Annotated in this window: 14 protein-coding genes and 2 tRNA genes; 7 read left to right on the top strand and 9 right to left on the bottom strand. The window is 71.4% G+C overall.

All coding sequences use genetic code 11. The features are described 5' to 3' along the window. Nucleotides 1-154 precede the first annotated feature (154 nt). Nucleotides 155-231, bottom strand: a tRNA-Pro gene (locus tag IE267_RS32955). Nucleotides 232-490: 259 nt separating this feature from the next. On the opposite strand from IE267_RS32955, the gene IE267_RS32950 reads away from it, so the two are divergent. Next, nucleotides 491-561 (top strand) — tRNA-Gly (locus IE267_RS32950). Nucleotides 562-684: 123 nt separating this feature from the next. Beyond that, nucleotides 685-2223, top strand: a complete 1539-nt coding sequence (locus IE267_RS32945; RefSeq protein WP_189765677.1) for a hypothetical protein — start codon at nt 685-687, stop codon at nt 2221-2223. Between the two features lie 63 nt (nt 2224-2286). Here the strand turns inward: IE267_RS32945 and IE267_RS32940 are convergent, their stop codons facing one another. The 4 genes from IE267_RS32940 to IE267_RS32925 all read right to left on the bottom strand — a co-directional run bounded on the left by IE267_RS32940 (nt 2287) and on the right by IE267_RS32925 (nt 7646). Next, nucleotides 2287-2481 (bottom strand): hypothetical protein, encoded by a 195-nt coding sequence (locus IE267_RS32940; RefSeq protein WP_100579694.1) that lies wholly within the window; start codon nt 2479-2481, stop codon nt 2287-2289. Nucleotides 2482-2742: 261 nt separating this feature from the next. Continuing rightward, nucleotides 2743-5187: an ABC transporter permease gene (locus IE267_RS32935; protein WP_189765676.1), complete on the bottom strand. Its 2445-nt coding sequence runs from the start codon at nt 5185-5187 to the stop codon at nt 2743-2745. 360 nt (nt 5188-5547) lie between these two features. Next, complete coding sequence (locus IE267_RS32930; protein ID WP_167153162.1) at nt 5548-6357, bottom strand: ABC transporter ATP-binding protein; 810 nt, start codon at nt 6355-6357, stop codon at nt 5548-5550. 143 nt (nt 6358-6500) lie between these two features. Continuing rightward, nucleotides 6501-7646: a PP2C family protein-serine/threonine phosphatase gene (locus IE267_RS32925; protein ID WP_161251489.1), complete on the bottom strand. Its 1146-nt coding sequence runs from the start codon at nt 7644-7646 to the stop codon at nt 6501-6503. A 118-nt stretch (nt 7647-7764) separates the two neighbouring features. Between IE267_RS32925 and IE267_RS32920 the strand changes: the two genes are divergently transcribed. Continuing rightward, on the top strand, nt 7765-8994 hold the full coding sequence (locus IE267_RS32920) for a GNAT family N-acetyltransferase (RefSeq protein WP_189765675.1): 1230 nt from the start codon (nt 7765-7767) through the stop codon (nt 8992-8994). On the opposite strand, the gene IE267_RS32915 is transcribed toward IE267_RS32920, so the two are convergent. Next, nucleotides 8982-9791: an Fpg/Nei family DNA glycosylase gene (locus tag IE267_RS32915; RefSeq protein WP_189765674.1), complete on the bottom strand. Its 810-nt coding sequence runs from the start codon at nt 9789-9791 to the stop codon at nt 8982-8984. The genes IE267_RS32920 and IE267_RS32915 overlap by 13 nt on opposite strands. A gap of 9 nt (nt 9792-9800) precedes the next feature. After that, nucleotides 9801-10289 carry a ribose-5-phosphate isomerase gene (locus IE267_RS32910; protein WP_167153156.1) on the bottom strand — a complete coding sequence of 163 codons (489 nt, stop codon included), beginning with the start codon at nt 10287-10289 and terminating at the stop codon, nt 9801-9803. Between the two features lie 171 nt (nt 10290-10460). On the opposite strand from IE267_RS32910, the gene IE267_RS32905 reads away from it, so the two are divergent. Beyond that, nucleotides 10461-11930, top strand: a complete 1470-nt coding sequence (locus tag IE267_RS32905; protein ID WP_167153154.1) for an amino acid permease — start codon at nt 10461-10463, stop codon at nt 11928-11930. 155 nt (nt 11931-12085) lie between these two features. Here IE267_RS32905 and IE267_RS32900 read toward each other — a convergent pair whose 3' ends face one another. Together IE267_RS32900 and IE267_RS32895 are read right to left on the bottom strand one after the other, a co-directional pair. Continuing rightward, complete coding sequence (locus IE267_RS32900) at nt 12086-12697, bottom strand: Uma2 family endonuclease (RefSeq protein WP_167153152.1); 612 nt, start codon at nt 12695-12697, stop codon at nt 12086-12088. A 207-nt stretch (nt 12698-12904) separates the two neighbouring features. Next, nucleotides 12905-13489, bottom strand: coding sequence for a biotin transporter BioY (locus IE267_RS32895; protein WP_167153150.1), 585 nt, complete (start codon nt 13487-13489; stop codon nt 12905-12907). A 259-nt stretch (nt 13490-13748) separates the two neighbouring features. Between IE267_RS32895 and IE267_RS32890 the strand changes: the two genes are divergently transcribed. From IE267_RS32890 to IE267_RS32880, 3 genes are all read left to right on the top strand, one after another. Further along, nucleotides 13749-15116, top strand: a complete 1368-nt coding sequence (locus tag IE267_RS32890) for an amino acid permease (RefSeq protein WP_167153149.1) — start codon at nt 13749-13751, stop codon at nt 15114-15116. 151 nt (nt 15117-15267) lie between these two features. Then, a complete protein-coding gene (locus tag IE267_RS32885) occupies nt 15268-16677 on the top strand; it encodes an amino acid permease (RefSeq protein WP_167153146.1) in 1410 nt (469 codons plus the stop codon). 171 nt (nt 16678-16848) lie between these two features. Next, the gene (locus IE267_RS32880; RefSeq protein WP_161249071.1) at nt 16849-17490 is read left to right on the top strand and encodes a superoxide dismutase; all 642 of its coding nucleotides are present in this window, start codon (nt 16849-16851) and stop codon (nt 17488-17490) included. Nucleotides 17491-17679: the final 189 nt, after the last annotated feature.

Genomic DNA, 17679 nt, shown 5'->3' with positions numbered 1-17679 from the left:
GAGCGGTCCCCGACGGATGGGGCCCGGTACATCATTCATCAGACACACGGGCACGCAGCTTGCATAGTAACCGCAAGCGGGATGCCACCCACAATGTGATCTTGTGCGCGGAGATCGAACGCCGGTGACGGCGAAGATCGAACGCCGGTGATGCTGGTCGGGGTGGCGGGATTTGAACCCACGGCCTTCCGCTCCCAAAGCGGACGCGCTACCAAGCTGCGCCACACCCCGTCGGTGCGACACGTAGGGTACATGCCCGCGAGGGCCGCGTCGGCCGCTTTGTTCGGGGCGCGCCCCGGGGCCCCGAACCGGGTGCCCCTCCTCCGGTTCTCCTCCGGTTCGCTCCCCCACACCCGTGGCCGGGATCGATCGCCCGGGCGGAGTGCGGACGGGCGCACGAGGGCCGCGGTGTGCGCGGCCGGGGTGCGACCCGCTACGATGCTCTACGTGCCGGGGTCGCGCTGCTGCGATGACCTGCGGCGCGGTGCTTGCGGGCGTAGCTCAATGGTAGAGCCCTAGTCTTCCAAACTAGCTACGCGGGTTCGATTCCCGTCGCCCGCTCTCGAAGACCCGAAGGGCCCGGCAGCCGAGCTGCCGGGCCCTTCGGTATCTCCCGTGCGCCCCCTCCCCCGCTCCCGTAGATTCCCCTCCTTCACGACAGATGGATCTTGGGAGGGGAAGCACATGAGGAGATTCGAACGTCATAGACGTCTCGGCGTGGCCGCGACCGTTCTGGCGTGCGGGGCGGCCCTGTTGGGGACGGGGACCGCCCACGCCGACGGGATCCCGTACACCCCGCGGGCCCCGAAGACGTTTCCGGGCGGAGGCTGTGTGACGGGCGGTGCGCTGCCGTGGATCGGCAACACCACGGTGAGCCTCGCGGTGGACGTGACGGGCGGCGGGATCGCGGACGCCTGGCCCGACGCCCACTTCAAGGCATGGCGGGGCACCGATTCCGCCGCCGCGCCGGTCGACTTCGTGATCGCTGCGGTGCCGAACAGGACCGCCACGCTCACCGTGCCCGACCGACTGCTGCCCGAGGGCGAGGACTACCACTGGGCGGTCCGCCTGGAGGGCAGGAACGGCGGGGCCTCCGACTGGACGCAGCCCTGCGGCTTCAACCTCGACCGGACCCGCCCCAAGGCCCCGCAGGTCACCTTCACCGACGGGCTCTCGCAAGCCCCGTACGGGGTCGAGCGCAACGTCGAGTTGAGCGTTCCCGCCGGCACCGAGGTCGTCTCGTACGAGGTGGAGCTGCGCGGCGAGCGCCCCCGGACCGTGCCGGCCCGCCAGGACGGCCCCACGCCGTTCACCTTCAGCACCCCGGACGGGGCCGCCACGGAGTTCCTCCGGGTCCGCGCCCTCGACCGGGCCGGCAATACGTCGGACACGGTCAACGCCGAATTCTGGGTCACTCCCGCGAAGCCCGAACCGTACGGGGACTACGACGGAGACGGCCGGATCGACCTGTTCTCCGTGGGCGACGACGGAAAGCTGTATCTGCGGCCCGGTCTGGAGGGCGGCGGCTTCGGCACCCCCGTGGTCGCGGACGACGGGGACTGGCGGGGTGCGGTGATCACGCGGGCCGGCTACGTCGCGGGACTCACCCCGACCGGCAACGACGGCCGCAACGACCTGGTGGCGCGCAGGGGTTCACAGCTGTGGGTCTACCCGGGCGACGCACACGGCCGCTTCGGCACACCGGTCGAGCTCTCGGACGACGCGGCCGGAGTGACGCAGCTCGCGGTGGGCGGTCCGCTCGCCGAGTACGGCACCACGCTGCTGGCGAAGGAGGGCGACCGGCTGGTGGCCTTCCCGCTGAACCCGGGGCCCCAACTGGGGGAGAAGGTCGTCCTGGCCGACGCGGGCTGGGCCGACCGGACCGTCGCGTTCTCCGACGTCCTCACCGCCACTGACGGCGCCGTCGAGCTCTGGGCCCGCGATGCCCGGTCCGGTGCGCTGGAACTGCACGCGCCGCTGGCCGACCCGGAGACGATGAACCCGGCGTCGCTGGACAGCCCGGTCACCGTCGCCCCCTCCGGCTGGTCCCTCGCCGAGCGGCCGGACTTCGTGGTCGCCGGAGACCTGACCGGGGACGGCCGTCATGACGTGATCGCGCTCAACGCGGCCGGCGGGCTCGACCTGCTGCCGGCCGGAGCGGACGGGACGCTGGGTGCACCCGTGCCGCTGGTCGCGAGCGGGTGGACCGGCGGACTGTTCTGAGCCACCCGCCCCACGAGCGCCGAAGGGCCTCTGCCGGTTTCCGGCGGAGGCCCTTCGGCGTGTTCAGAACTTGATCTGGTTGATCGTGTCCGCTATCGAGTTCAGGAAGCGCTGGATCGAGGGGGCCATGCCCGTCGAGGCCAGGAAGAAGCCGAACAGTATCGCGACGATGGCTGGGCCGGCCTTGATGGAGCCGCCGCGGATGAGCACCACGAGGACGACCGCCAACAGCACCACGGCTGACAGTGAAATGGCCACAACTGATCACACACCCTTGGTCGGTCCGCCTTGCCGGCCCGGGAGCATGCCGCGCACACCCCCGCGAGGTCTATCGTGCCACCAACACCCCTCTGGTTGTTCCGGGGTGACGGATCGCCAAGGCAAGAATCCGGCCAACCGGCGTGGTTTCGCGGTGGCGTTTGGTGATCAAACACGCCAACTGCCGCTCGATCCATGGGAGTTGAGTAGGTAATCGGCCACCGGAATACTGGTCATCGGCCGCCGGGCCCGGCCGCCCGGTCATCGCAGGGCCGCACGGGCCGGCAGGGACGTCGCGGCCAGCGCCAGGATCAGGACGCCGCCCGCGAACGAGCCGTACAGGAGCGGCGGCACGTAGGGGGCCCGGCCGGTCAGGCCGTTCGCCATCGGGACGAGCGTGACCAGGGCGATGGCGCTGCCGATGACGACACCGGCGGCGACCACCAGGAGGGCCTCCCAGCGGATCATCCCGAGGACCTGGCGGCGGGTGGTGCCGATGAGCCGCAGGGTGCCGAGCTCGCGGCGGCGGTCCAGGACCGTCATCACCAGGGTGTTCACCGCGGCGACGGCCGCGAAACCGCCGAGCACCGCGGCCATGACGGCGTTGGCCCAGGCGTTGACCTCCCGGTCCGTGCTCTGGGCGGTGGCGTAGCCCGCGGCGTCGGTGACGTGCCCGAGGGCGGCGAGGCCCGCGGCGGCGGCCGGGGACGCCCGGGTGAGCAGGACGGTCGGGCCGGGGGCGGTCAGGTGCGCGCTCAAGTCGGCCTGGGAGAGGGTGACCTGGGCCAGCCCCAGGCCCCGGTCGTACGTGGCCACGACCTTCGGGGCGGCCCTGGTGCCGTCGGGGAGCAGCAGCGGGAGACGGTCGCCGGGGCGTACGTGTGCGGCGGCCGCGAGGGAGGCGTCGATCGCGGCCGCGCCCGGACCGAGGGCGGTCAGGGTTCCGGCGCGTACGCCCGGGTCCTGGACCTCGGCGAGGTCGGCACCGGTGCCGGTGACGCCCTGCGCGGACGCCTCGTGGGGCGTGGAGCCGGAGCCGCCGTTCGGGACGAGGACGGAGGTACGGGTGAGGCCGACCGCCGTTTCGACGCCGGGGGTGGCGGCGGCGCGGGCGACCGCGTCGGAGGGCAGGCCCGCGGGGTCGGTGACCACGTGGTTCGCGGTGATGCCCGCCCGCTGCTGGTCCTCGATCGCCCGCTCCTCGCTGGTGTGCAGGAAGACCAGGACGGACGAGAAGGCCATCGCGAGGACGATGGGGGTGATCGCGGAGGCCAACCGCCGGGCGTTGGTGCGGGTGTTGGCGGCGGCGAGTGAGCCGGCCGCGCCCGCCGCGCGCAGGGGGAGACCGAGGACGGCCGCGCAGGCGCGGGCGAGGAGCGGGCCGAGCAGGGCGACGGCGACCATGAACAGCATGACGACGCCGAGGGCCGCGTTGGCGGCGTCCTCGCCGGACTCGGAGGCGGCGAGGCCGGCGCACGCGCAGCCCCCGGCGAGAGCGCCGGCACCCAGGACGGTACGAATCCAGCCGGGCCGCAGGCGTTCGGCGGCGGATTCCGCGAGCGCCTGGCCGGGCTTGATCTTCGAGGGCCGCCGTGCGGCAGCCGCGCCCGCGCACAGGGCGGTCAGGACGGTGGCCGCGACGGCCACGAGCAGCGGGAGCGGGGTGACGGCGAGGTCCACCGTGGGAGGGATCGCACCCTTGTCGCGGAGTTGGCCGAACCACCAGGTGGCGAGCGCGACGCCGGGCAGGCAGCCGAGCGCGCCGGCGAGCGGGGCGACCAGGAGGGCCTCGGTGGCGATGGTGCGGCGGATCTGCCGCGGGGTGGCGCCGATGGCGCGCAGCAGGGCGTACTCGCGGCGGCGCTGGCCCACGGAGAGGGCGACCGTGCCGGCGGCGGTGAACATGGCGACCATCGCGGCCACGCCACCGAAGGAGCCGCCGAGGCCGGTGAGGACCTCCTTCGCCTGGGCGATGCCGCTGTCCTCGACCGTGGACCGGTCGTCACCGGTACGCACCTGGGCGCGGCCCCCGAGGGCCTGCTTGACCTGCGCGGCCAGCGTGGCGGTTGAGGTGCCGGGCCTGGGCAGCACCGCGATGGCATCGACCTTGCCGGGGTGGCCGCTGAGGGCTCGGGCGTCGGCGTCGTTGAGCCAGATGTCGTTGCCGCCGGGGGCGCCCGCGGTGCCGGAGATCCTGAACTCCCGTCGGCCGCCGGGAGTGTCGAGGACGATCCGCTCCCCCACCGGTCCGGTCGTGGTGACGACCTCGCCGGGGTGGGGGGCGGTGCCGGACGACGGTTTCGTGCCGGTGAAGGTGGTGGAGGCCCAGTTGTGGGCGGTGACGGGGCCGTTCTCGGCCGTACGCACCTGGAGCGCGAGGTCTGCGATCGCGGTCGCCGCGCCGGGGGCCGAAGCGGCCTTCGCCACCAGGGAGTCGTCGAGGCGGGCCCGGTCCGGAAGGGGCAGGGACTCCTCGTCGCGGTCCTCGCCGGAGCCGATCGTGTAGTGCAGGCTCTGGTCGGCCGCGGCCACGACGGGAGCTGCGGCGTAGCGCTGGGGCGGGACGGAGGCGGTGATTCCGGTGGCGAGCAGGAGGCCGCAGGCGGAGACGATCATCGCGGCCATGAGCAGGGCGACGAAGGTCCCGGCGAACGCGGAGGGCCTGAAGCGGAGGGCTGCGCGGGCGAGGCCGTTGGGGGCATGCATGGGGGCTCCTGCGGAGTGCGGGGAGGTGGGGAGGGATGGGGCTTCGTCCCCGCTGTTGCGGGCGGACTGCCGTCGGGTGCGGGTCGTGCGTGGTTGCTCGCGCCCAGCCGCCTTTGTTGGGTGCGGGCCGTGCGTGATTGCTCACGCCCAACCGCCTTTGTTGGGTGCGGGCCCTGCGTGGTTGCTCGCGCAGTTCCCCCGCGCCCCTGGCGGTAGCGGTGCTGGGTCACCTACAGCCCGTCCGGCGTTTGAGGACGAGCGCCCTTAAGGCGCGACGGGGGTCTGGGGGCGGAGCCCCCAGGGGAACCCGGAACCAACCAACCCCGGGCAACGGGCGGGCGGGTGGGCAAACACCCCGGGTCAGGCCGCCGCCGCCGCGTAACCCCGGCGGGCCGTCAGGGCCGTCATCCGCGCAGCGATCCGCGCCGCCGACGTGGCCGGCAGCGCATCCGCCAGCGCCCCGTCGGCCAGGAACAGGACCTGGTCGGCGTGGGCGGCGGCCGCCGGGTCGTGGGTGACCATGACCACCGTCGCCCCCAGCGCGTCCACCGCGCCGCGGAGCAGGGCGAGGACCTCGGCGGCCGTGGTGGTGTCCAGGGCCCCGGTCGGCTCGTCCGCGAAGATGACGTCGGGGTTCGTGACCAGCGCCCGGGCGATCGCCACCCGCTGCTGCTGGCCGCCGGAGAGTTCGCCGGGGCGGCGGGCGCCCTTGCCGTCCAGGCCCACCTGGGCGAGGAGTTGGGCCGCGCGGCGCCGGTCGGGACGCTCCCCGGCGAGGCGCATCGGCAGCAGGACGTTCTGCTCGACCGTGAGCGAGGGCAGCAGGTTGAAGGCCTGGAAGACGAAGCCGAGGCGGGACCGGCGCAGTTCGGTGAGCTTGTTCTCGCTCATGCCGGTGATCTCGGTGCCGCCGAGCCGGACCGAGCCGTCGGTGGGGCGGTCGAGGCCCGCCGCGCACTGCAGGAACGTCGACTTGCCGGAGCCGGACGGGCCCATCACCGCGGTGAAGCTGCCCCGGGGCAGGGTGAGGTCGATGCCGCGCAGCGCGTGCACGGCGGTGGCGCCACGGCCGTACTGCCGCCGCACAGACCGCAGTTCGACGGCCCAGTCGTGGCCGGGCGCCGCGTCCGCGGTCGTCCGGTGTGTGCGCTTGGCCCGTCGCAGTGCCATGGCCCTGCCCTTCGCTCGTCCCGGCCGGCGCGCTCGCGCCGACCCTTCGAACCTACGGAGCGAAGCGGCACGCGGGCCATGGCGGCCGCCGGTGGATCAGGGGTGGGGCTGGCCCTACCTACGGCCCGTCGACCGCGCGGCGATTACGCGTCCCGCCTGATCAGCAGCAGCGCACGGTCGTCGTTGACGTCCTTGGCGACGGCCTCGATCAGGTGCCAGGCCGCCCCGTCGAAGCCCGTCGAAACATAGCGGTCGGCTTCGCCGGTCAGCCGGTCGATGCCCTCGCTGATGTCGCGCTCGGAGGTCTCCACGAGCCCGTCCGTGAAGAGCATCAGAACGTCGCCGGGGGCGAGCGAGCCCTTGGCGGGGTGGAATTCGGCGCCGTCGTAGACGCCGAGCAGGGGCCCTTCGGCGGCCTGTTCCTGCCAGCGGCCGGAGCCGGCGTGGAGCTGGAGGGCCGGGGGGTGGCCGGCCGAGAGGAGTTCGTAGTCGCCGGAGTCGAGGTCGAGGACGAGGTGGATGGCGGTGGCGAACCCCTCGTCCCAGTCCTGGCGCAGCAGATAGCCGTTGGCCGCGGGCAGGAAGGCGTGCGGGGGCAGCGAGCCGAGGAGTCCGCCGAAGGCGCCGGAGAGCAGCAGGGCGCGCGATCCCGCGTCCATGCCCTTGCCGGACACGTCGGTCAGGACGATCTCCAGGGTGCGGCCGCCGCCGGTGCGGGCGGCGACGACGAAGTCACCGGAGAAGGACTGGCCGCCCGCGGGCCGCAGCGCCATCTCGCGGTGCCAGCCCTTGGGCAACTGCGGCAGCGCGCTCTGGACGCGGATGCGTTCGCGCAGGTCGAAGAGCATGGTGCCGCCGCGCCGCCAGGGCACCCCGACGCGGGCCCGGAACTGGGCGATGAGCAGCCCGAAGAGGCCGCACGCGGCCACCACGAGGACGGTGCCCGGGGTGACCCGCGAGGGCCCGGCGGTGTAGGGGCCGAGCCGTACCGATTCCACGATCAGCGCGGTCGCGGCGGCCGCGTACAGGCCGAGGAGGTTGGCGGGCCGCAGCAGGAGCCCGCCCGCGACGATCGGCAGGACCAGGGCGGCGGGGGCGCACCAGACGGGTGCGAGAAGTGTGGCGCAGGTGATTGCGGGCACGGTGAGGAGCAGGCCGGCCAGGGCGATCCAGTCGGAGCCGTCGCCGCGGAAGTAGTCGACGCCGGATCTGCGCACCGCGTTGCGGACCCGGTGCAGCGCCTTGCGCCACCGGGCGGTGAACGAGTCCGCTCTCATCGCACGTGCCATTGCCGAGGACCCTATCCAGCCGGTGGGGCCGCGTGCAGGTGGCCCCCGGCGCCCGGACCGGGCGCCCCGGTGGAAATCCGGTCGCTCGCACGGCGTACTCCCTGCTAGTCATGCACTCATGACGATGGAGTTGCGGGTTCTGGACCCGGCGGAGTGGGACGAGTGGTACGGGGCGCTGGTGGTGGCCTTCGGCGGAATCCCGGACGACCCCGAAGAGCTCGGCTGGTGGCGCAGGCTGATCGACCCCGAGCGGTCGATCGCCGTGTGGGACGGCTCAACGTGCGTGGCCGCCACCAGCACCTTCCCGTTCCGTCTGAGCGTGCCGGGCGGCGCCGTCGTCCCCGCCGCGGGCGTGACCGCGGTCGGCGTCATGGGCACCCACCGCCGCCGCGGCATCCTCACGTCGATGATGCGGCGCCAGCTCGACGACCTGCGCGAGCGGGGCGAGGCGCTGGCCGTCCTGACCGCGTCCGAGCCCGCGATCTACGGGCGGTTCGGCTACGGCATCGGCTCGATGAGCCTGTCCGCCGAGATCGACACCGCCCGGGTCCGCATCGAGCTGCCGCCCGGCGCCGAAGAGGTGAGCCTGCGGTACGCGAAGGTCGACGAGTCGCTGGCCCGCTGCGAGGAGCTGTACGCGCGCCTGGTGCCGCGCCGCCCGGGCATGCTGGCCCGGCTGCCGGGCTGGGACCGGCTGAACACGATCGACCCGGAGTCCTATCGGGACGGCGCCTCCCCGCTGCAAGCCGTTCTCGCCGAGCGCGACGGCGAGCTGGTCGGGTACGCCCGCTACCGGGTCGCCATGGAGGCGGAGCCGGCGGGTGCGAAGGGCACGGTGATGCTGAAGGATCTGGAGGCCGAGGATCCGGCGGTGGCCGCGACCCTGTGGCGCTATCTGTTCGAGATCGACCTGACGAGCACGCTGAAGATGAAGACCCGGCCGGTCGACGACCCCTTCCAGCACCTGGTGTCCGACGTGCGCCGCTGCGGGATTCGGCTGCGGGACTCGCTGCACGTACGCCTGGTCGAGGTGGGCGCGGCCCTGGAGGCGCGCACGTACGCGGCGCCCGTGGATGTGGTCCTTGAGGTCGAGGACGCGTTCTGTCCGTGGAACGCGGGCCGCTGGCGGCTGACCGGCGACCCCAAGGGCGCGACCTGTGTACGCACCGAGGACCCGGCCGAACTCGCCCTGTCCGTAAGGGAGTTGGGCGCGGCCTACCTCGGTGGCGTCACGCTCGCCTCACTGGCGGGGGCGGGCCGGGTGCGCGAGCTGCGGCCCGGGGCGCTCGCCGAGGCCTCGACGGCCTTCGGCAGCGAGCTCGCCCCGTGGCTGCCTCACGGCTTCTGACAGCCGGGGCACCAGAACAGATTGCGGGCGGCGAGGTCGGCGGTGCGGATCTCGCTCCCGCAGAGGTGGCAGGGCAGGTTCGCCCGCCGGTAGACGTACACCTCGCCGCCGTGGTCGTCCACGCGCGGCGGGCGGCCCATGGCCTCGGGGGTGTGCTCGGGGCGGACGGTGTCGATGCGGTTGAGGCGGACGCCCTCGTGCATCAGCTCCACCAGGTCGGCCCAGATCGCGTCCCACTCGGCGCGGCTCAGGTCCCTGCCCGGCCGGTAGGGGTCGATGCCGTGCCGGAAGAGGACCTCGGCGCGGTAGACGTTGCCGACGCCGGCGATGATCTTCTGGTCCATGAGCAGCGCCGCGACGGTGGTGCGGCTCTTCGAGATCCGCTGCCAGGCCCTGTCGCCGGTGTCGCGGGCGCGCAGCGGGTCCGGGCCGAGCCGGTCGTGTATCGCCTGCTTCTCGCCGTCGGTGATCAGCGAGCAGGTCGTCGGCCCGCGCAGATCGGCGTATCCGGTGTCGTTCAGCAGGCGCAGCCGGACGGTGTCGGCCGGCGGCGGGGCGGGGGCGTCGCCGAAGCCGTACTTGCCGAACAGGCCGAGGTGGACGTGGACCCAGCCCGAGGGTCCGAAGCCGAGGAAGAGGTGCTTCCCGTGGGCTTCGGCGCCTTCCAGGACCTGGCCGTCGACCAGGGCCGCGCCGTCCGAGAACTTGCCCTGGGGGCTGGACGCGCGCAGCGGCCGGCCGCCGAACCTCAGGTCGTGGTCGGCGGCCAGGCGGTGGATGGTGTGGCCCTCGGGCATGGGCCGGGCTCAGCCCTGCTGCGGGTGGTGGGCCGGGATCTCGGGGAGCTTGCCGGTGGTCTCGTACTCGGTGAGCATCTCGATGCGGCGGGTGTGACGCGCCTCACCCGAGTACGGGGTGGCGAGGAAGATCTCGACGAACTTGGTCGCCTCCTCCTCGGTGTGCATCCGGCCGCCGATGGAGATCACGTTGGCGTCGTTGTGCTCACGGCCCAGGGCCGCGGTCTGCTCGCTCCAGGCCAGTGCGGCACGGACGCCCTTGACCTTGTTGGCGGCGATCTGCTCTCCGTTGCCGGAGCCGCCGATCACGATGCCGAGCGAGTCCGGGTCGCCGGCCGTCTTCTCGGCGGCGCGCAGGCAGAACGGCGGGTAGTCGTCCTGGGCGTCGTAGATGTGCGGACCGCAGTCCACGGGCTCGTGCCCGTGGGCGGTGAGCCACTCGACGAGGTGGTTCTTGAGTTCGAAGCCGGCATGGTCGGAGCCGAGGTACACGCGCATGTACCGAGTGTGGCATGCGCGGGGCAGGGCAGGGCTTAGCGGGGTGAGGACTTTGGTCCCCGCACTTGGTCCTGTCTAACGATCCGGATTCAGGCCTTCCGTCCCGAAGCGGACCAGGTTTGAATACCCGGGCTCGTAACCCGAGTGCTCCGAAGACTTAAGGAAGCGTCTATGACCTCGCAGCCGTCCCTTGCGAAGGAAGACCGCCTGCCCGGTGAACCCGGTGATCCGCAGGTGCCCGACAGCGGCCTCAAGGCTGGTCTGAAGAACCGCCATCTCTCCATGATCGCCATCGGAGGGGTGATCGGTGCCGGCCTCTTCGTCGGCTCGGGCTCCGGCATCGCCGCGGCCGGCCCCGCCATTCTGCTCTCGTACGCGCTCGTCGGCGTGATGGTCGTCTTCGTGATGCGGATGCTGGGCGAGATGGCCGCCGCCCGCCCGTCGTCGGGCTCGTTCTCGGCCTACGCCGACCGCGCGCTCGGCCGCTGGGCCGGATTCTCGATCGGCTGGCTCTACTGGTTCTTCTGGGTCGTGGTGCTCGCGGTCGAGGGAACGGCCGGCGCGAAGATCCTGCACGACTGGGTGCCGGGTGTCCCGCAGTGGGGCTGGGCGCTCATAGTGATGCTGGTCCTCACCGCCACCAACCTGGCCTCGGTCTCCTCGTACGGAGAGTTCGAGTTCTGGTTCGCCGGGATCAAGGTCGTCGCGATCGGCGGCTTCGTGATCATCGGGCTTCTCGCGGTGTTCGGCGTGCTGCCGGGCTCCGACAACCCGGGCGCGGGCCTCGCGCACCTCACGGACGCGGGCGGATTCTTCCCCAAGGGATACGGCGCGATCCTGACCGGCGTCCTGATGGTCGTCTTCTCCTTCATGGGCTCCGAGATCGTCACCCTGGCCGCCGGCGAGTCCGAGGACCCGCGGCGCGCGGTGACCAAGGCCACCAACAGCGTGATCTGGCGGATCGCGGTCTTCTACCTCGGTTCGATCTTCGTGGTCCTCACCCTGCTGAAGTGGAGCGACCCCTCGATCGTCGCGGACGGCTCCTACGTCGCGGCCCTGAAGACGATCGGCATCCCGCACGCCGACCAGATCATGAACGTGATCGTCCTGACGGCCGTGCTCTCCTGCCTCAACTCCGGCCTCTACACGGCCTCCCGGATGGCGTTCTCGCTCGGTGAGCGCGGCGACGCGCCGAAGTCCTTCGCCCGCACCAACAAGCGGGGCGTGCCGCAGGTCGCGATCCTGTCGTCGGTCGTCTTCGGCTTCGTGGCGGTCTTCTTCAACTACAAGTGGCCGGACACGGTCTTCGCGTTCCTGCTCAACTCCTCCGGCGCGGTCGCCCTGTTCGTGTGGCTGGTGATCTGCTTCACCCAGCTGCGGATGCGCGGGATCATCCTGCGCGAGCAGCCGGAGAAGCTGACCGTGAAGATGTGGGGCTTCCCCTATCTCACCTGGCTGACGATCGGGATGATCTCCTTCGTCCTCGTCTACATGCTGTTCGACAAGTCCGGGCGCGAGCAGGTGCTGCTCTCGCTGCTCGTCGCGGCGCTCGTGATCGTGATCGCGGTCGTCAAGCAGCAGGTGCTCGCGCGCCGCGCCCCCGAGCGGAGCGGCGTGAAGGAAGAGGTCGCCGCCCCGTAGGTGTGCTCCTGCCCGCCGAGAACGGGGATCGCCACCAGGTACGGGCACGTACGTGGTGGCGATCTCGCGTGAGGGACGCCACCGCCAGCAGGTCGGAGCCGACCGCGGACCGGGCGTACCGGCACGAGAGTTGGGGCTCGTGCGGCCGGGGGCTGCTACAGGAGCGAGGTGTCCAGGGCCGGGTACGGGGCGGGGAGCAGGAACTTGCCGCCGAGCTCGGTGACCGTCGTCGTCCGGTAGTGGCTCTTGGTGGGCTGCTTCTTGTCCGGCACCGGCTCGGAGTGGACGTACACCTTGCGTTCGTAGCGGTGCACGATCACGTACAGCGGGACCCCGGCTGCGGCGTAACTGCGGTACTTGGGGCCGGTGTCCGTCTCGTGGTTGGTCGAGGTGACCTCCCCCGCGAGGTGCAGCAGCTCGATCGGGTACCAGCCCCGGTTGGTCCTGCGGTACGCCTCGTCCAGATCGGTCGGCTCGCGCCGCATGACGTAGAAGTCGGGGACGAGCAGGCTCAGCGTCTTCTCGGCCGTCACACCGGTTCGGTAGCCGTTGCCGATGCCGACGTGGTCGACTCCACCGGTGCGGAGCTGAAAGTACAGCTCCGTGGCCGCGCGGTTGTGGTTGTGGTCGGGCTGAGGCGGCACAATCACCATTCCCTCGACGTACTCGGCCCGAATCGGCTCCTTGGAAGCCTTCTCGAACTCGATCAACAGGTCGATGGGGTCCTGTGCCTCGTTCACCGGCTCGGTGATGGGGTCGGCGCTCATGCTGGCGTTCCTCCCTCGTCGCTGGTGTCAGGCTACGCCCGGTGGGCGGCCCCGAGCAGGAGCGTGGTGGAAGCGCGGGCCCGTCCGCCGTGGCATCGGGAGACGTTCACTCGTTCGGGGAACGAAGGATCCTTCCTGCTGGAAAGGCCCGCAACGCGAAGAGGGCCCGGCGAAAGCCGGGCCCTCTTCGTCGCGTACGCGCCGGGGTCAGCCCTTGCGTCCGAGCAGCTTCCACGCGGCCGGCAGCAGGCCCATCGCCAGGGCGGCCTTCAGGGCGTCGCCGATCAGGAAGGGGGTGAGGCCGGCGGCGACCGCGGCGGTCAGGGACATGCCGGTCGAGGCGGCGAGGTAGGGCACGCCCACCGCGTAGATGATCGCCGAGCCGAGCACCATCGTGCCCGCCGTGCGCAGCACCGAGCGGTCGGCGCCGCGGCGGGCGAGCGCGCCGACGACGGTGGAGGCGAGCAGCATGCCGAGGACGTAGCCGAAGGAGGCGCCGCCCGCACCCGAGGTGCCGTCCGCGAACCACGGCATCCCGGCCATGCCGATCAGGGCGTAGAGCGCGAGCGAGAGGAAGCCGCGGCCGGCGCCGAGGCCCGCGCCGACGAGCAGGGCCGCGAAGGTCTGGCCGGTGACCGGGACGGGCGAGCCGGGGACGGGCACGGCGATCTGCGCGGCGATCCCGGTGAGCGCGGCGCCACCGACGACGAGCGCGATGTCCCGGGCACGGGAGGCCGGCAGCAGGTCCGCGAGGACCGATCCGGTACGGGGGGCGGCGGACGCAGTGCTCATCGGAACTCCGGCAGGTGTTGGGGCAGCGGGACGTGCTGGGGACACGGTGACGTTAGCCCACTGAATCTCGCTGGATCACCAGCAGCCGCCCACAAAGCGGGTGTTGAAGCCTTGGTGGGGTCCGGACAAAGGACGGGATTCATGCCTCGCCCGGGGTGACCCTCGTCACTACGTCGATCGTCCCGGGTATCCCTTTTGCGCCCGGGGTCGTGGCTCGGCGAGACTGTAGGTTCCCCATAAACCGAAAGTTACGAGCGCCATGCACGAGTCTCCGCCCGCCGAACCCCTCTCGCACGGCCTCAAGCAGCGCCATCTGACCATGCTCGGTCTCGGCGGGGTGATCGGCGCGGGACTCTTCGTGGGGTCGGGCGCAGGCATCGCAGTGGCGGGTCCCGGCATCGTCGTCTCGTATCTGATCGCGGGCGCCATCGCGATGCTGGTGATGCGGATGCTCGGCGAGATGTCGGCGGCGATGCCCGCGTCGGGCTCGTTCTCCGTGCACGCGGAGCGGGCGCTCGGCCGCTGGGCCGGGTTCAGCGTGGGCTGGCTGTACTGGTTCCTGCTCGTCGTGGTGCTCGCCGTGGAGGCGACCGGCGCGGCGAAGATCGCGAACGGCTGGGCGCCGGGGGTGCCGCAGTGGGCCTGGGTGCTCATCTTCATGGTGGTGTTCACCGGCGCCAACCTGGCCGCGGTCAAGAACTTCGGCGAGTTCGAGTTCTGGTTCGCGGCCCTGAAGATCTTCGCGATCGTGGCGTTCCTGGTGCTCGGGCTGCTCGCGGTCTTCGGCGTGCTGCCCGACACCTCGGCGGTCGGCCTCGCCAACCTGACCGGCCAGGGCGGTTTCCTGCCCGCCGGGTGGAGCGGGGTGGTCTCCGGGGTGCTCGCGGTGATCTTCGCGTTCGGCGGCCTGGAGGTCGTCACGATCGCCGCCGCCGAGTCCGACGACCCGGTGCGCGCGGTGGGGCGCGCGGTGCGCAGCGCGGTGTGGCGCATCCTCTTCTTCTACGTGGGCTCGATGCTGGTCATCGTGACGCTGCTGCCGTGGACGTCGATGAAGCCGGGCCAGAGCCCCTACGTCGCGGTCCTCGACTCGATCGGCATCCCGGGGGCCGGACAGATCATGAACATCGTGGTGTTCGTGGCGCTGCTGTCCGCCCTGAACGCCAACCTGTACGGCTCCTCGCGCATGATCTTCTCGCTCGCCGAACGCGGCGAGGCGCCGAAGGGCCTCCTGACGGTCTCGGGCGGCGGGGTGCCGCGCCGGGCGGTGCTCGCCTCGGTGGCCTTCGGGTTCGTCTCCGTGCTGCTCAACCTGAAGTGGCCGGACTCCGTGTTCCTCTACATGCTCAACGCGGTCGGCGCGGTGCTCCTCTTCGTATGGGCGCTGATCGCCCTGTCGCAGCTGCGGCTGCGCCGCCGCATCGAGCGCGAAGCACCCGAGACCCTGACCTTGAAGATGTGGGCCTTCCCCTTCCTCACGTGGGTCGCGCTCGCCGCGATGGCCGCGGTCCTCGTCCTGATGCTGTTCGACGCCACGGCCCGGCCGCAGGTGCTGTGGTCGGCGGGGGCGACGGCGGTGGTGCTCCTGGTGGCAGGGGTACGGGAGTGGCGTACGCGGCGCGTGTGAAATTCACGTAAACAAAACGCACGTGTTCCTTCACGCTGTGTGAGTCGAGTGTCCGCATAGCGGTCGGGTGTTCCCTCTGAGCGGGGCCGCCCTAAGACTGTGGGCTCCGCGCCGCCGACCCGGTGGATCAGCTACTGAACAGGGCATGCCCATGTCTCGGACAACCGCGCCCGCGCCGGACGACAGCCGGCCGAAGACCGACTCGCCGCTGACGCACGGCCTCAAGCAGCGCCATCTGTCGATGATCGCCCTCGGCGGCGTCATCGGCGCCGGGCTCTTCGTCGGCTCCGGCACCGCGATCGCCGCGGCCGGCCCTTCGATCATCCTCGCCTATGCGATATCGGGCGCCCTGGTCATGCTCGTCATGCGCATGCTGGGCGAGATGTCGGCGGCCAACCCCGCGTCCGGCTCCTTCTCGGTGCACGCCGAGCGGGCGATCGGGCCCTGGGCCGGATTCACCGCGGGCTGGGCCTTCTGGTTCCTGCTGTGCGTGGCCGTGGGCCTGGAGGGCATCGGCGCGGCGGGCATCGTGCACGGCTGGCTGCCGGGGGTCCCGGAGTGGGCCCTGGTCGCCGTGTTCATGCTGCTGTTCTGCGGCACCAACCTGGCGGCCGTGAAGAACTTCGGCGAGTTCGAGTTCTGGTTCGCCGCGCTGAAGATCGGCGCGATCACGGCCTTCCTGGTCATCGGCGTACTGGCGATCATCGGCGTGCTGCCCGACACCGACGCCCCGGGCCTGACCAACCTCACCGGCCAGGGCGGCTTCATGCCCAACGGCAGCGAGGGCCTCATCGTCGGACTGCTCGCCTCCGTCTTCGCGTACGGCGGCCTGGAGACGGTCACCATCGCGGCGGCCGAGTCCGAACACCCCGTCCAGGGCGTGGCGAAGGCCGTCCGCACCGCGATGTGGCGGATCGCGATCTTCTACGTGGGCTCGATGGCGGTCGTCGTGACGCTGCTGCCGTGGACCACCAAGGACATCGCCACCAAGGGCCCCTACGTGGCGACCCTGGACCACCTCGGCATCCCCGGGGCGAGCCAGATCATGAACGTGGTCATTCTCGTGGCGCTGCTCTCCGCGATGAACGCGAACATCTACGGTGCGTCCCGCATGGCCGGCTCGCTGGTCTCGCGCGGCCAGGGCCCCAAGATGCTCGGCCGGATCTCCGGCGGGGTGCCGCGGGTCGCGGTGCTCACGTCCTCGGCCTTCGGCTTCGTGTGCGTGCTGCTGAGCTACTGGCGTCCGGACGACATCTTCCAGTGGCTCCTGAACACCATCGGCGCGATCATCCTGGTCGTCTGGTTCTTCATCGCCGCCTCGCAGTTGCTGCTGCGCCGCCGCATCGAGCGCGAGGCCCCGGAGAAGCTCGTCGTGAAGATGTGGCTGTACCCGTGGCTCACCTGGATCGCCCTGGCCGGCATGGCGACGGTCTTCGTCCTGATGGCCCGCGAGGACGGCACCCGGGTCCAGCTCTACTACACGGGCGGCCTCACGCTGCTGCTCGCGCTCATCGGCTACATCCGCCAGCGAACCTCGACGAGCACCCCCGTCGACGCCTGACGGCGCCCTCCTCCTCCACTCAACTGTCCTGCGTCCCCGGGCCCTACGCCCAGGGACGCAGGACTTTTTGCTGAGGTCACCCTTAGCTGCGAAGCCCTATTGCTGCTGGTAGCGTGCACTTGCACATCAGTTGCAATAAGCATTTGCAGTGAGCAGTCGGAGGGCTCGGACATGGCCATTTACACGCTTCCTGAACTTCCGTACGACTACGCGGCGCTCGAACCCGTCATCAGCCCGGAGATCATCGAGCTGCACCACGACAAGCACCACGCGGCGTACGTGAAGGGCGCGAACGACACCCTGGAGCAGCTCGCGGAGGCGCGCGACAAGGACTCCTGGGGGTCGATCAACGGCCTGGAGAAGAACCTCGCGTTCCACCTCTCCGGCCACATCCTGCACTCGATCTACTGGCACAACATGACCGGCGACGGCGGCGGTGAGCCGTTGGAGAAGGACGGCACCGGCGAGCTGGCCGACGCCATCGCCGAGTCCTTCGGCTCGTTCGCCAAGTTCAAGGCCCAGCTGACCAAGGCCTCGGCGACGACGCAGGGTTCGGGCTGGGGCGTCCTCGCCTACGAGCCGATCAGCGGCCGCCTCGTGGTGGAGCAGATCTACGACCACCAGGGCAACGTGGGCCAGGGCTCGACCCCGATCCTGGTCTTCGACGCCTGGGAGCACGCCTTCTACCTCCAGTACCGGAACCAGAAGGTCGACTTCATCGAGGCGATGTGGCGGGTCGTCAACTGGCAGGACGTGGCGAAGCGTTACGCCGCGGCCAAGCAGGCGGGGAACAACCTCCTCCTGGCCCCGTAGCCCAGGAGCACAACTGCCGCAGCAGCGGGCCCAGTTGGGGCTCAAGTCGTCCTGCTCGTGATCGTCTTCTCAACCTTCACCCGCAGGCGGAATGACCGGCCGGCCCCCGCGAGGACATGACTCGCGGGGGCCGGTCGCGTTCAACCGGACCGACGGCAGCGGGCGTTGTCAGTGCCGGGTGCCATGCTC

The organism is Streptomyces xanthochromogenes (genome assembly GCF_014650455.1).
Classification (GTDB): domain Bacteria; phylum Actinomycetota; class Actinomycetes; order Streptomycetales; family Streptomycetaceae; genus Streptomyces; species Streptomyces xanthochromogenes.
The sequence above is the reverse complement of the archived record's forward strand: the minus strand, read 5'-3'. Positions and strand labels throughout refer to the sequence as shown.

Coding starts and splice junctions, on each gene's coding strand:
- IE267_RS32935 (WP_189765676.1), bottom strand. CDS start 5,187: ATGCATGCCCCCAACGGCCTCGCCCGCGCAGCCCTCCGCTTCAGGCCC.
- IE267_RS32890 (WP_167153149.1), top strand. CDS start 13,749: ATGCACGAGTCTCCGCCCGCCGAACCCCTCTCGCACGGCCTCAAGCAG.
- IE267_RS32910 (WP_167153156.1), bottom strand. CDS start 10,289: ATGCGCGTGTACCTCGGCTCCGACCATGCCGGCTTCGAACTCAAGAAC.
- IE267_RS32915 (WP_189765674.1), bottom strand. CDS start 9,791: ATGCCCGAGGGCCACACCATCCACCGCCTGGCCGCCGACCACGACCTG.
- IE267_RS32895 (WP_167153150.1), bottom strand. CDS start 13,489: ATGAGCACTGCGTCCGCCGCCCCCCGTACCGGATCGGTCCTCGCGGAC.
- IE267_RS32945 (WP_189765677.1), top strand. CDS start 685: ATGAGGAGATTCGAACGTCATAGACGTCTCGGCGTGGCCGCGACCGTT.
- IE267_RS32930 (WP_167153162.1), bottom strand. CDS start 6,357: ATGGCACTGCGACGGGCCAAGCGCACACACCGGACGACCGCGGACGCG.
- IE267_RS32905 (WP_167153154.1), top strand. CDS start 10,461: ATGACCTCGCAGCCGTCCCTTGCGAAGGAAGACCGCCTGCCCGGTGAA.
- IE267_RS32880 (WP_161249071.1), top strand. CDS start 16,849: ATGGCCATTTACACGCTTCCTGAACTTCCGTACGACTACGCGGCGCTC.
- IE267_RS32925 (WP_161251489.1), bottom strand. CDS start 7,646: ATGGCACGTGCGATGAGAGCGGACTCGTTCACCGCCCGGTGGCGCAAG.
- IE267_RS32900 (WP_167153152.1), bottom strand. CDS start 12,697: ATGAGCGCCGACCCCATCACCGAGCCGGTGAACGAGGCACAGGACCCC.
- IE267_RS32920 (WP_189765675.1), top strand. CDS start 7,765: ATGACGATGGAGTTGCGGGTTCTGGACCCGGCGGAGTGGGACGAGTGG.
- IE267_RS32885 (WP_167153146.1), top strand. CDS start 15,268: ATGTCTCGGACAACCGCGCCCGCGCCGGACGACAGCCGGCCGAAGACC.